The sequence below is a fragment of the Metabacillus sp. Hm71 genome (assembly GCF_051842955.2).
Taxonomy (GTDB): domain Bacteria; phylum Bacillota; class Bacilli; order Bacillales; family Bacillaceae; genus Metabacillus.
In genome coordinates, this window is sequence record NZ_CM200278.1 from 3,355,070 (window position 1) to 3,367,830 (window position 12,761).

Below are 12,761 nucleotides of genomic sequence, written 5' to 3' on the forward strand. Positions count from 1 at the left end.
AAGCGCTACCATACTACTATGTTACTAAAGGAGAAGAGAAAATGAAAACGACTACAAAACCTAACAAACCGATTGTCGAGCATATTTACACTGCTGACCCATCTGCACATGTTTTTGAGGGGAAAATTTATATTTATCCTTCACATGATATTGACCATGATGGACCTACAAATGATAATGGTGACCAGTATGCTATGGAAGATTATCATGTATTGTCGATGGATAACTTCGCTTCACCATGTGTCGACCATGGAGAAGTCCTTCATTTGCGCGATATTCCATGGGCAAAAAAACAGTTATGGGCACCAGATGCTGCTTATAAAAACAATACGTATTATTTGTTCTTCCCTGCACGCGATCATGATGAAATCTTTCGAATTGGTATTGCAACAAGTAAAAATCCTGCCGGGCCATTTACCCCTCAAGAGTCTTATATTCCGGGCAGCTTCAGTATCGACCCAGCTGTGCTAGTTGACGATAATGATAAGGCCTATGTTTATTTTGGCGGACTCTGGGGCGGACAATTAGAAAAATGGCAAACTGGCAGCTTTGATCCAAACGGAAAAGAACCTGCTCCAACAGAGCCTGCATTAGGGCCGATGGTTGCTGAATTAAGCGAGGACATGCTTCGTTTTAAAGGTGACCCTCAGGAAATAAAGATTGTTGATGAAGCTGGAAATCCTATTCTTGCAGGTGATGAAGAAAGAAGATTTTTTGAAGGTGCATGGGTCCACAAATACAATGGATATTATTACCTTTCCTATTCAACAGGGACTACTCATTACATTGTCTATGCTATGAGTAAAAATCCATTAGGACCTTATGTGTATAAAGGAAAAATCCTCACTCCTGTTATCGGGTGGACGACTCATCACTCCATCGTGCAATTTGAAGATAAATGGTATTTGTTTTACCATGATAGCTCTTTATCAGGCGGGGTTAACCATAAGCGCAGTGTAAAATACACTGAACTAACCTACAATGAGGACGGCACGATTCAAACAATTGATCCTTATAAAGAATAGTGTAATTTAGATGGGCACACTTAGTTGGTTGATTAATTCAACTAAGTGCTTGCCTCATTATAACCTCCTGCAAAGATTTTAAAATTCGCTTCAAGGAAAACCTTTACCATCGAAAGTTTTAATCCCCTGTTTGCGCCAGCAATCTAAATCTTTCTTTTCAATTGTACCAATCCCCCTGCTTTTTGTGAAAGCATCTTCATCACTATATTTATTCTATAGCAAATCGGTTTTTCCTTGGTTTTTCTAAAAAGAATTTTCTAAAAATGAGAATTTGCATGCTTCCTGTTTTCCATTATTTGTATACTTAATAAACATAAAAAAAGAGGCGCTATCCTAATAAAAGGAAGCGCCTTTCGTCACATCAATTTTTCTAATTTCCCACTAAACCTGCTGAAACTTTTTTATTAGAAGGCTTTTGTTCAATTTTCTCTTCAGCCTGTCGTACACGCTTAATGAAGAATGCGAGAATTAAGGCTACAGCCGCGATAAATGCTGAAATGTAGAACGAAAAATTAATTCCGTCAAGCATTGCTTCCATCGCAATTTGCTGCTGCATTTGAGCAAGGGCAGCTTCTGTTGGCTGACCGGTAAATTGTTTTGTTGCCTCTGCAGTTAAATCAGCAGCTGCTGATTCTGTGCGGTTTGACATGATCGTAACCAATAAGGCTGTTCCGATCGCTCCTGATACCTGGTTCAATGTATTGTTCATCGCGGTACCATGAGGGTAAAAGCGTGCCGGCAATTGATTTAACCCGTTTGTTGAGACCGGCATCATCACCATTGAGATCCCGAACATGCGAATCGCATGTATGATCATTAAGTGCGTGTAAGTTGTCTCTAATGTTAACGTACTAAAAAGATATGTCGTAATTGTAGTAATCGTTAAGCCGGTAATCGCTAGAATTTTTCCGCCGAACTTATCGAATAATCTTCCAGTGACCGGTGACATTAGCGCCATAACGAGTGCACCAGGAAGCATCATTAGCCCAGCATCAAATGGTGAAATGCCGCGAATGGTTTGTACGTAGATTGGTAAAAGAAGCATGCCTGAAAACATGGCCATGTTTAAAACCATTGAAATCGATGATGACAAGGCAAACATCGGATACTTAAAGATTCCAAAATTCAACATTGGACGTTCCTGTTTCGTTTGACGCAGGATAAATGCAAATAATGACAAAACGCCAATAATGATTGTTAAATAGACATACGGACTATCCCAGCCTTTGTCACCTGCAGAGCTAAAGCCGTATAGGATACCGCCAAAACCGATGCTTGAAAGGAAAAGTGAAACTAAATCAAGACGAATATCCATTTTTTCCTTCTTATCTTTAAGCAAGAAAAAACCAATCAGTAAAATCACGATGGCAATAGGTGTGATGAAGTGGAAAAGCATTCTCCAATCATAATGCTCAATGACCCATCCTGAAAGAGTCGGGCCAATTGCCGGGGCAGCCATTAAAATTAATCCAAAAACCCCCATCGCCGTTCCCCTTTTTTCAATTGGAAAGCTAACAAGCATCACGTTCATTAAAAGCGGCATCATGATCGCCGAACCAGACGCCTGAAGCATGCGTCCCGCCAATAAAACTGCAAATATATCGGTAAAGCCAGCCACAATCGTACCGATCGCGAATAATCCCATCGCAGATAAGAATAGGCGGCGAACAGAATATTTCTGAATTAAAAAGGCCGTTGTTGGAATCATCACGCCATTTACTAACATATACCCCGTTGTCAGCCATTGTACAGTCGCAGCATTAATGTCCAAATCCTTCATTATCGAAGGCAGAGCGATATTTAATAGTGTGTTATTTAAAAATGCAATAAAAGCACCAATCATAAGAATCGCTAAGATCCCATAGTTTGGTCCTTCCGCTTGTTTGATCGTTTGATCCACATAATTCCCCCTCTAAACATAGAGTTCAATTTTTATACCTTCAGTTCACGCATAGAATATAATATACCAACGGTTCAAATAATGCAATAAAAAAATTTCCCTTTACGATAAGGGTTTGTGGATTGCGAAAAAAAAAGGTACTATTAATTTATACTTGCGGTACAAAAGGGAAAACAGCAATCATTTCATATTTATCTAAAGGTGATGTAGAATGAACGATCGAAAACAGCATGTGATCAAAATGGCCCACCAATTATTTATTGAACGAGGATTTCAAAACACCTCGATTCAAGATATTTTGGAGTATAGCGGCATTTCAAAAGGCACTTTTTATAATTATTTCTCATCTAAAAATGAGTTATTAATTGCTCTTTTTAAGGAAATTTTTAAAAGAATTAAAAAAGAACGTAATGAATTATTAATTGGCCAAGATCGCTCGAATATTGATCTATTTATTAAGCAACTTGAATTACAATTAAATACAAATAATAAAAATAAATTATTTACTCTTTTTGAAGAAGTTCTCGTTTCAAATGATGCCGAGCTGAAGCAATTCATGAAAGAAGGCCAATTAAAAATGCTTCACTGGGTTTACCAGCGTTTTCTAGAAATTTTTGGAGAGGACAAAAAGCCCTATTTGTTAGATTGCGCTATTATGTTCATGGGGATTTTACACCATAACGTAAAGTATTATCAAATGGATCATGATTTGAATACAGGTGTACACGAAGTCGTGCGTTATAGTGTGAATCGAATTAAAACGATTGTTAAGGAGCTTGCTGAAACAGGTGAACAATTAAACAAGCCAGAGCTTTTAGAGTGCCTTATACCTGAATTAAGAAAAACAGAGCCCGCCTTTCAAGAAGAGCTTAAGCAAGTTATCGGTATAATGAAGAAAAATGTGAGTGATCATAAAGATCACGCAAAATACGTCGAACTTTTAGATTTTATTTGGGATGAATTTAGACACGGTAAGGATCCCCGTCAATTTTTGATCGAAAGCACACTTTTATATTTGAAGAAGGGTCAGGCATTGTTTGAGAAAGAACAACTTGAGAAACTTGAACAGCTTGTTTCTCGTTTTTTTACTGTACGAGATGGGATTGAATGAGGGATAACGGGTGATATATTTTTCTACAACCAAATACACAACAACAAATGCATATTTATTTCATTGATCGCAAACACTTTAACTGTTACATATGAAAAGGAGGTCATATAATGGATGTAAAGCGCGCACAAGAAATTGCAAATTCTTCAACTATGGCGAATGTCACGTATAACGGGGCGGGAATCTATATTGAGCATGTAGATCAACAAAACGGAACTTGTACAATCCACCCACTCGATGAACCAACTAATAAACAAAGTGTGCCTGTATCAAGCCTTGTTGAAATGGAATAGTGCTTCAGCAATAAAACACCACTTTTTAGTGGTGTTTTCCTTTTTGTGCAGAATATAAATCATCCTATAAATTGTTATGGGCTATTTTACTCTTGCTTTGTCTTAAAATAATCAAGACATTCTTTACAAATACAAGATTTTCTCAATTGATGCTCAGGTAATAGGTCAAAGATTTCACGTGGAAAACACTCTTTGCTGCACCAGCATGATTCATAACCACAGTTATTGTATTTTCCGCAAATTGGACATTCCATTGGTTTGATGGTTCCCTCAAACATGTGCAGCACCCGCTTTCCCCTTTAAAAAATTACTGTGCTCCTGCTTCGATTAGGATTTTAGCCGTTTTAACATCTTATTGGTAAGTTGCAATCATTAGTGCTGTTCGTCAATGTCCCCAAATTTTGATTTTAAATAATGATAAACGCCATCTTCGTCACAAGTAAAATTTGTTACATCATCTGCTATTTCTTTTATTTTATCTGGTGCATTTTTCATGGCTACTGCATATCCCGCAAATCGTAACATAGGAATATCGTTATCACTATCACCGATTGCCATGATTTCATGTTCTGACAAATCAAATCGCTTTAACATTTGTTGAATGCCTGTTGCTTTATTCACATTTGCAACCATTAATTCAACATTATGTTCTGAAGATACAGAAGTAGTAAAGTTAATTTCGTTTTTTAATAGATCAAGCTCATTTTTCCATTGATTGATATGTTCTTTTGTTCTAGAAAAGAAATAAAACTTCGAAAAGCGATTTCCCTCTATTTTTTCTGTCCAGTTAATTTCTTCTTTAATCGCTTGTTTCCGGGAAAGCCATTCATTAATACCTACGCTGTCAGGCTTCGGCTCTCTAATTTCGTGTTCAACATACGGTTGATCCTGCTTTAAGGTAATTCGGGCTTTTCCGTATGGGAAAAGCTCATAATATACTTTGTTTTTCCTTGCCTTGTCGATAACCATTTCAACTAGCTCTAAAGAAAGAGAATGCTCATAAACGACATCCTTTCCGACGTATCCAGCCATACCATTCGAGGTAACAAGCCCATCAACTTGAAAGCCTTCTGGCACTACGCCTTCTATTTCATCAAATGATCTCCCAGTTGCGATAAATACATAGATTCCTTTGTTTCGCAATGTATCAATGATCTCTTTTGTATGTATGCTTACCTGATTATAATGATTTAATATTGTTCCATCCATGTCTAAAAAGATAGCCTTAGGCGTAAACACCACGATCATTCCTCCTGCAAAAAAGTTAATTAGGAAATTATACACCTTTTTGTACGTTTAACATATGAAAAGCGCGGGCGCCTTGCTCGGCCTAGAGTTAATAAAGCGATCATACATAGAAGGTATACTGTACCCTCCACTCATAAGTGACAAAACTCTAGAGGTGCTAAGCGCAGGCGCCAGGCATAAAAACTATGATAGAATTTCTTTTTTATTTTTAAAAACAGAGGATCAGATCCCTCCAACACAATATACTGGAGGAGTCAGACCCTTACTTAATCAGACCAAGAAAAGACTATACGGTCAATTCCTTTGTTTGCGTGACTTCCTGAGGCTGCTCCTTGATGAGAAATCCTCCAATTAAACCAATCAATGAAAAGATAACTGGAATCATGAAGCCGTAAAAATATCCGACACTGCTTTCTGCAGCATGAAAATGGTCAAGTACCTTTCCAAAAAGGCTCGGCAGCAGGACGGCACTTAAAAAGCCGCCCATATTTGCAAATCCAGAGGCAACCCCTACCTCTTTCACATCAAACGATTGACGTACAACGGCAAATGTTAAGGCACTAGCTCCATTTCCATAGCCGATCAGTAAAAAAAGAAACATAAGCATCATGATTGGAGGCTTTCCGCTAAATAAGAGAAACGCGGACCAGCTCAAAAGAATCAAAAGATGGACAAGGATATAAGGTTTTTTTATTGAATGATAACGACTTGATATCCAGCTTGTTAACGGAGCGCCTATAAGTGCTCCAATCAGACCAATCATAATAAATTGACTCGCACCAGATCGGGACATATCAAAAATATGCATGCCATATGGTACAGCCCATGAACCAATGAAACCTACATAGGTCCCGACAGCGCCAAAGTGACAGAAAAATGCTGCCCATGCTTGACGATTGGAAAAAATCCGATTCAGAATGACGAGCGTTTTCTCACGTTTTTGCTCAGTCTTAACAGATAATGGTGTGCTTACAGGATGGCTCTTGTGCATACGGTTTGGCTGTTTAATGAGCACAATATAGAGAAGGATTCCACAAAGGCATAATAGGACACCCATTGTTAAGAAAGAAGTTCTCCACCCTGTTAAGGCAATGAAGACAGAAAAGGGCACTGTGGCCATCAAAAAGCCCAGACTTCCTGTCATTCCTGCCATACCGAGCAATTTGACAAATTCATTTCCTTTAAACCATTGGCTTAAAATTAACACTACATTCACCCAAATTGTTGCATCACCTGTTCCTACTATTAATCTAGCAAGAAGCAGCACTGTTTCATTTGGGGCAAGACTATAAATAACCGTTCCTAAACCTGTTAGCAGTGTTCCCACGATAAGAAAGAAATTTGGCCCATAACGATCGGACAAAATTCCAATGGGAACCTGCAAACCAGCATAGGCAAAAAATTGTATACTTGTAAGCAATCCGATGGTGGCTGCTGTCACATTAAAATCATGCATTAATTGATCGGTTATGAGTCCAGGTGCTGTTCTTTGACTCACAATAATAAAGTAAGTAAACAATACGCTGGCAAAAACGATCCATCTGTATTTGCTATTTTGTTTGTTCATTTGTCCTTAACTCCCGTTTCATAGATTCCTTTTCTATTATACTCCATTTAACTAAACGTTTGTTTAAATTTACTAAAACTTCATCTTTTCTTGATCTTTTTTATAAAAATAAAGGAAATTTCTGTACAACTCCTTTAGTTGTTGTTACGGTTTAATTTCCTGGGTAAGCGCATAAACTGACTATTTTCTGCAAAAGATTTTACCTTTTTTCGGCATTTTTACATTGCCCGATTAAGGTGAGCGTCACAACATCGCTAAATTTCTCATAGAATGAATTGGGGGTGATTTGATGACGAGATGGTTGAAGGCTGTCATTTTGATCTATCTCTCAATTTTGTTTTTTGGCAGTTTTTTGGTGATATGCGGGCTATGGCTTGGAACATTTGAGAAATCACTGCCTTTCCTTTCCAAAATTGAATTTTTCTTGTATTATTTCTTCGCCGGTGCAATTGGTGGATCACTTCGACATCTTTATATGTTTTGTTCTCATTACATGAAAGGTGAACTAAACGACTATAGAGTGTGGGTTATGTATATTTTTTACCCTATCTTTGCAACAGGAACGGCAGTTGTTGCAGTCACTTTAATACAAAGCGGGATTTTCTTAATTGAATTCACTGATTTTGAAGACACCCCTTACGGACAAATCAGCCTTTCCTTTCTAGTAGGTTTCGGATTTAACCGGTTTTTAAATAAACTGAATTCTATCTCTAAAAATCTCTTTCAAGCAAAAAAGCTTATGAATAACAAAAGTTTAAATAAGAATGATGAGTAAGAGGATGGGACAATTTAGGCATAGTCCTCTTGCTTTTACATATTTATTTCACGAATGAGGGAGATTTTTTCTCTTGTTTACATAATTATATTCTTGAAAACTAAACTTTGCTGATACCTATCCTGGGAACAACTCAAAAAGCAAGGATTCCCTTATTTAAATAAAGGGATCCTTGCTTTTTACACAAATTCTTTATTTGCCATCCACCACTTCTTTTAAAATCTCATATGAACGTTTTTGCTTGCTTGGATCAAAAATATAGGAAACAGCCATGATTTCATCTACTGCATATTTTTCCTGAAAGCTTGTCAATTGCTCTCGAATAGAATCTTTCCCCCCTAAAAGCGTCACACTGGACATGGAAGTCACCATCTCTTTTTCTGGCTGACTCCAAATATGATCCATATTTTCAACTGGAGGACGCATTGGCATTCTAGAACCTCTGACAACATTCAAGAAAAATTGATGCATCGTTGTGGATTCAAATTCAGCCTCTTCATCGCTTTCCGCAGCAATCACATTCAGACATACCATCATATATGGGCTGTCAAGGTATTCGGATGGCTGGAAGCGCTGGCGGTAAATCGAAATAGCTTCTTCCATATATCGTGGCGCAAAATGGGAAGCAAACACATATGGCAAGCCCAATTTTGCCGCTAAATAAGCAGAATCTGTGGAAGAACCAAGAATATAAATCGGAATATTGGCCCCCACACCTGGATATGCTTTGACATAACCTTGACCCTCTTCCGGACCAAAATAGGTAAGCAAATCATTGATATCATTAGGAAATGTATAAACAGAATCATTTTGTGATCGTCTTAATGCACTTGCTGTCATCATATCAGTACCAGGTGCCCGGCCGAGACCTAAGTCTATACGATTTGGGTAAAGTGCGGCCAGTGTTCCAAATTGTTCAGCGACGACTAACGGAGAGTGATTTGGCAGCATAATACCACCAGATCCTACTCGGATATGGTCTGTATGCTCCAATGTATGTTTAATCAAAATAGAAGTAGCTGAACTTACAAGTGTAGGTGTGTTGTGATGCTCAGCAATCCAATATCTCGAATAACCCATTTTCTCAGTCGCTTGAGCCAAATCAACCATTGCATCAATGGCATCCTTCGTCCCCTGTCCTTCACGAATAGGAGCAAGATTTAAGACGGAAACGGGAATTTTTATATTTGACATGTAAATGATTCCTTTCGTAATAAAGTTACATTACTATAGTAACAGGTAGAAGGACGGAAACAAACTTAAATGCTCGTGACTCAATTGAACATACTTTTTATAACAATATAACCCTACCTTCAACAAAGGCAGGGTCTTAATTAATCATTCACTCCTGTAGTAAATATCCCTTGTTTATACCATGAGGAAAACGTTGAAACGACCTGCTTTCCTAATAAATAACCTCCTATTGCATATGCTTCCCCACGTTCTTTAAGTGCTTCTATAGTTGGAGAATTTTCATAAATAGTTAAGTCATATGGACGATATACTGTTTCACCATAAAAAGCTTGGTTCAAATACGTAACAGCTTCGTTTAACGCATGATTGCCTCTATCCATCACTTCATAGAAGGAAACGAATCCATGCATAACACCATTGTAACGAATGGCTTTAACAGCTACGCCGCTCTCGGACAGCCGTTTACCGTATGCTTCACCTTCATCACGTAATGGGTCGAACTCTGCTGTAATAATGAGTGCAGGCGGGAGATTTTCAAGAGAATCAGCATGTAGTGGAGATGCAAAAGGATGATTCCACATTTCCTCATCCGGGGTATAATACTTCCTTGCCATTTCCATCACATTTCGTGACAGAAGATAATAGCCGCTGTCATATGTTTCCCTCGAAGAAAACGCGATATCCTTAAAGGTAGTTAACGGATAAAAAAGGGCTTGAGCTGTAATCTTAGGACCGTTTTTGTCACGAGCCATCATCGAAACAGCAGTTGCGATATTACCGCCTGAACTGTCTCCAACAACTGCCAGCTTAGTTGGATCACCATGAAATGCAGTGGCATTCTGGACAGCCCAACATAATGCCTCAAAACTATCTTCAACAGCGGTTGGAAAAATAGAATCAGGTGCCACACGATAGCCGACAGAGATGACGACACTGCCTGTTCTTGATGCGAGAGCTCGTACTATATTATCATGGGTATCAATACTTCCATATCCCTCCATAAATGCACCACCGTGATAATACATAATGATGGGATGTGGTCCTTCTGCCTTTGGTTCATAGATTCTGATTGGTATTTCTTCTCCGTCAGACATCGGGATGTTTAATGTTTCTCGTTTATACGGCGGAGTGCCTGAGCTTGTAAAAAGCTTGGGGGCTTTCGTATCTGTTGTAACTAGGTTTTGATTAACGGCATGTAATAATACCGTGGTCTTTACTGGTACTATGCCAGCTTCTGTCTCCCTCCATTGCTCAACAAAAGCAATAATAACTAGACTAAAAAATAATAGAATGCTAACCAACAAGAGGAAGAAGCGTTTCATTCGTTTTGACATATATCATTAGCTGTTTAGCTCTGCCTCCCTGTTAAAATTTGCTGAAGTCTAATTGATCGATTTAATATTGTCTATTAAAGTATAAATGATAGAATCATAGAAGAAATCAAGCAATTTCAGGAAGAACACCTCTTTAAAAGACAGCAAAAGGCTGCCGGAAAACCGGCAACCTTTTATCGGCTAAACTATTAAAGGATGATTAGATAATACGTGTTGTTACAATGCCTTGAATAAGCTTAATTTTTTCTTCTAATTGAGGAATGATCTCCCCGTTTACTTTATTATCAATATCAATTAATGTGTATGCATACTCACCACGGCTTCTGTTTACCATATCTGCAATGTTTAAGTTATAGTTTGATAACGCTTGTGTAATCTGTCCAACCATGTTCGGTACGTTTTTGTGGAATGCGGCTACACGACGCTTCCCTGTATAAGGAAGTGAAGCGTTCGGGAAATTCACTGAGTTTTTGATATTTCCTGTTTCTAAGAAGTCCTTCACTTGGCGAGCGGCCATAATCGCACAATTTTCCTCAGATTCTTGAGTAGAAGCACCAAGATGCGGGATTGGCACAACATTTTTCATTTTAAGAACATTTTCATTTGGGAAATCTGTCACATATTTACCAACTTTTCCATTTTCAAGCGCTTCTTTCATATCTGCTTCATTCACAAGTTCACCGCGTGAGAAGTTCAAAATATGAACGTCATCTTTCATGATGCCGAATGTTTCTTTGTTGAACATTCCTTTTGTGTCATTTGTTAATGGTACGTGAACCGTAATATAATCAGAGTTCGCAAAAAGCTGCTCAAGTGTCATTGCGCGCTGTACTTTTCTTGATAAGTTCCATGCTGTATCTACAGAGATAAACGGATCAAATCCAATGACATCCATATCTAAATCCAGAGCATCATTTGCAACAAGCGCACCGATTGCACCTAAGCCGATTACTCCTAAAGTTTTTCCTTTAATTTCTTTCCCAACGAATTGTTTTTTCCCAGCTTCTACAAGCTTTGGAATTTGATCGCCTTCCCCTTCTAACGTCTTAGTCCAAGCCACACCTGCAAAAAGGTTACGAGAAGAAGCCATTAATGTTGTAAGGACCATTTCTTTTACAGCGTTAGCATTCGCACCAGGTGTATTAAAAACAACAATCCCTTGTTCTGTGCATTTGTCGACAGGAATATTATTAACACCAGCTCCTGCACGTGCAATGGCTTTTAAATTGCTGGCAAACTCCATTGAATGCAAGTTAAAGCTACGTAAAACAATGGCATCAGGATTTTCACTATCATTGTCAATCTTAAAGTTGCCTTGATTGAATACATTAAGCCCGACTTGTGCAATATTGTTTAGGGTTTTAATTGTTTTTACTTTTTCTAACGTTGATGTGCTCATTTTGATTTCTCCTCTTTTCCTTTATATTAGATTTTAAATTTTATGAATATTTATATTTTATTAGAATAATGCAAATTCAGGCGAGTTTCAACCTTAAATATCATTTCCTAATAAACAGAAAGAGGTAAGGGAAGTATTCCCTTACCTCTGCCCAGGCGAACGGCTTCGACACTATGTGCTCCCTCACGGTTATCCGTGTTTCGCCAGTTACACATAGCCTTTTCATTTCTTTTATTTTAACATATTTCTTTCTAACTTCAAGTACATTTTGCACATTTTAAATGCTGATTGAACTAGTAAGCGCTTAGATCGTCGTCCTTAAAAGAATTATGTTGCCGAATAGCCATCATTTTTTGTCATTTCTTTCAATTCATCGCCAAGAATTGTCATTTTCTCTTCAATATACTGCTTCAAGAGTAAATCTAATTTTATTGAAAATGATATATATTCACCATTTGCCGGACCCTTTTTTGTATATAAATCGTTTAAGTGGTTTTTTAGATTATATATTTCCAATAAAAGATTCATATTTTCTCTTTTGACTTGCTTACTTCCTTTCATCATACACCTCAGAGACTAATTAATTTTTTATGATTTTGGAAGGTGATGACTAAACCCGACAGAGTTGTACGAATCAGAAATTCCAAAACCTATACGATCGTACCATAGTCGTTTTTTACTGAAAATATGTATAAGTAAAGTAAAAAAATTTAGAAAAATCTATCGAAGTAGTGATATAGCTTTAATTTTACTTAATATGCTAATACAAGAGATCAAATGTTGATAGATAACGGTTTTAAATAAGAAATAGCAAGAAAGGATTATTTTATTCCAATAGTATCAACATAAAAAATAAAAATTTTCAGAATCCAGTGATACAAAGGAGTTAGCAAATTCCGAACGGAAAAGTGATCA

At 37.6% G+C, this 12,761-nt stretch carries 12 protein-coding genes and 1 riboswitch; of the genes, 4 read left to right on the forward strand and 8 right to left on the reverse strand.

Annotated elements, in window-relative coordinates; translation table 11 throughout:
• Positions 1-41 precede the first annotated feature (41 nt).
• Positions 42-1,025 carry a glycoside hydrolase family 43 protein gene (locus ACSVDH_RS16450; protein ID WP_439251355.1) on the forward strand — a complete coding sequence of 328 codons (984 nt, stop codon included), beginning with the start codon at positions 42-44 and terminating at the stop codon, positions 1,023-1,025.
• 370 nt (positions 1,026-1,395) lie between these two features.
• On the opposite strand, the gene ACSVDH_RS16455 is transcribed toward ACSVDH_RS16450, so the two are convergent.
• Positions 1,396-2,925, reverse strand: coding sequence for a DHA2 family efflux MFS transporter permease subunit (locus ACSVDH_RS16455; RefSeq protein ID WP_439251356.1), 1,530 nt, complete (start codon positions 2,923-2,925; stop codon positions 1,396-1,398).
• Between the two features lie 211 nt (positions 2,926-3,136).
• Between ACSVDH_RS16455 and ACSVDH_RS16460 the strand changes: the two genes are divergently transcribed.
• Both ACSVDH_RS16460 and ACSVDH_RS16465 read left to right on the forward strand, forming a co-directional pair.
• The gene (locus ACSVDH_RS16460; protein ID WP_439251357.1) at positions 3,137-4,036 is read left to right on the forward strand and encodes a TetR/AcrR family transcriptional regulator; all 900 of its coding nucleotides are present in this window, start codon (positions 3,137-3,139) and stop codon (positions 4,034-4,036) included.
• Between the two features lie 110 nt (positions 4,037-4,146).
• A complete protein-coding gene (locus tag ACSVDH_RS16465; protein ID WP_299089866.1) occupies positions 4,147-4,329 on the forward strand; it encodes a small acid-soluble spore protein H in 183 nt (60 codons plus the stop codon).
• Positions 4,330-4,415: 86 nt separating this feature from the next.
• Here ACSVDH_RS16465 and ACSVDH_RS16470 read toward each other — a convergent pair whose 3' ends face one another.
• From ACSVDH_RS16470 to ACSVDH_RS16480, 3 genes are all read right to left on the reverse strand, one after another.
• Positions 4,416-4,607 carry a cysteine-rich CWC family protein gene (locus tag ACSVDH_RS16470; RefSeq protein ID WP_439251550.1) on the reverse strand — a complete coding sequence of 64 codons (192 nt, stop codon included), beginning with the start codon at positions 4,605-4,607 and terminating at the stop codon, positions 4,416-4,418.
• A gap of 94 nt (positions 4,608-4,701) precedes the next feature.
• Positions 4,702-5,571 (reverse strand): HAD family hydrolase, encoded by an 870-nt coding sequence (locus tag ACSVDH_RS16475; RefSeq protein WP_439251358.1) that lies wholly within the window; start codon positions 5,569-5,571, stop codon positions 4,702-4,704.
• Positions 5,572-5,863: 292 nt separating this feature from the next.
• Positions 5,864-7,144 carry an MFS transporter gene (locus ACSVDH_RS16480; RefSeq protein WP_439251359.1) on the reverse strand — a complete coding sequence of 427 codons (1,281 nt, stop codon included), beginning with the start codon at positions 7,142-7,144 and terminating at the stop codon, positions 5,864-5,866.
• 289 nt (positions 7,145-7,433) lie between these two features.
• On the opposite strand from ACSVDH_RS16480, the gene ACSVDH_RS16485 reads away from it, so the two are divergent.
• A complete protein-coding gene (locus ACSVDH_RS16485) occupies positions 7,434-7,919 on the forward strand; it encodes a hypothetical protein (protein ID WP_439251360.1) in 486 nt (161 codons plus the stop codon).
• Between the two features lie 192 nt (positions 7,920-8,111).
• Here the strand turns inward: ACSVDH_RS16485 and ACSVDH_RS16490 are convergent, their stop codons facing one another.
• The 4 genes from ACSVDH_RS16490 to ACSVDH_RS16505 form a co-directional block, all read right to left on the reverse strand.
• Entirely contained in the window at positions 8,112-9,113 is a 1,002-nt protein-coding gene (locus ACSVDH_RS16490; RefSeq protein WP_439251361.1) for an LLM class flavin-dependent oxidoreductase, read from the reverse strand.
• A gap of 140 nt (positions 9,114-9,253) precedes the next feature.
• Complete coding sequence (locus ACSVDH_RS16495) at positions 9,254-10,447, reverse strand: alpha/beta hydrolase (protein WP_439251362.1); 1,194 nt, start codon at positions 10,445-10,447, stop codon at positions 9,254-9,256.
• A 199-nt stretch (positions 10,448-10,646) separates the two neighbouring features.
• Positions 10,647-11,846: a phosphoglycerate dehydrogenase gene (locus ACSVDH_RS16500; RefSeq protein WP_439251363.1), complete on the reverse strand. Its 1,200-nt coding sequence runs from the start codon at positions 11,844-11,846 to the stop codon at positions 10,647-10,649.
• A gap of 142 nt (positions 11,847-11,988) precedes the next feature.
• Positions 11,989-12,067, reverse strand: a riboswitch (ZMP/ZTP riboswitch).
• A gap of 106 nt (positions 12,068-12,173) precedes the next feature.
• Complete coding sequence (locus ACSVDH_RS16505; protein ID WP_439251364.1) at positions 12,174-12,407, reverse strand: Spo0E family sporulation regulatory protein-aspartic acid phosphatase; 234 nt, start codon at positions 12,405-12,407, stop codon at positions 12,174-12,176.
• Positions 12,408-12,761 lie beyond the last annotated feature (354 nt).

What these genes read in the sequence shown, in the direction of transcription:
- ACSVDH_RS16450 (WP_439251355.1), top strand. Translation starts at nt 42, where the DNA reads ATGAAAACGACTACAAAACCTAACAAACCGATTGTCGAGCATATTTAC.
- ACSVDH_RS16460 (WP_439251357.1), top strand. Translation starts at nt 3,137, where the DNA reads ATGAACGATCGAAAACAGCATGTGATCAAAATGGCCCACCAATTATTT.
- ACSVDH_RS16465 (WP_299089866.1), top strand. Translation starts at nt 4,147, where the DNA reads ATGGATGTAAAGCGCGCACAAGAAATTGCAAATTCTTCAACTATGGCG.
- ACSVDH_RS16470 (WP_439251550.1), bottom strand. Translation starts at nt 4,607, where the DNA reads ATGTTTGAGGGAACCATCAAACCAATGGAATGTCCAATTTGCGGAAAA.
- ACSVDH_RS16480 (WP_439251359.1), bottom strand. Translation starts at nt 7,144, where the DNA reads ATGAACAAACAAAATAGCAAATACAGATGGATCGTTTTTGCCAGCGTA.
- ACSVDH_RS16485 (WP_439251360.1), top strand. Translation starts at nt 7,434, where the DNA reads ATGACGAGATGGTTGAAGGCTGTCATTTTGATCTATCTCTCAATTTTG.
- ACSVDH_RS16490 (WP_439251361.1), bottom strand. Translation starts at nt 9,113, where the DNA reads ATGTCAAATATAAAAATTCCCGTTTCCGTCTTAAATCTTGCTCCTATT.
- ACSVDH_RS16495 (WP_439251362.1), bottom strand. Translation starts at nt 10,447, where the DNA reads ATGTCAAAACGAATGAAACGCTTCTTCCTCTTGTTGGTTAGCATTCTA.
- ACSVDH_RS16500 (WP_439251363.1), bottom strand. Translation starts at nt 11,846, where the DNA reads ATGAGCACATCAACGTTAGAAAAAGTAAAAACAATTAAAACCCTAAAC.
- ACSVDH_RS16505 (WP_439251364.1), bottom strand. Translation starts at nt 12,407, where the DNA reads ATGAAAGGAAGTAAGCAAGTCAAAAGAGAAAATATGAATCTTTTATTG.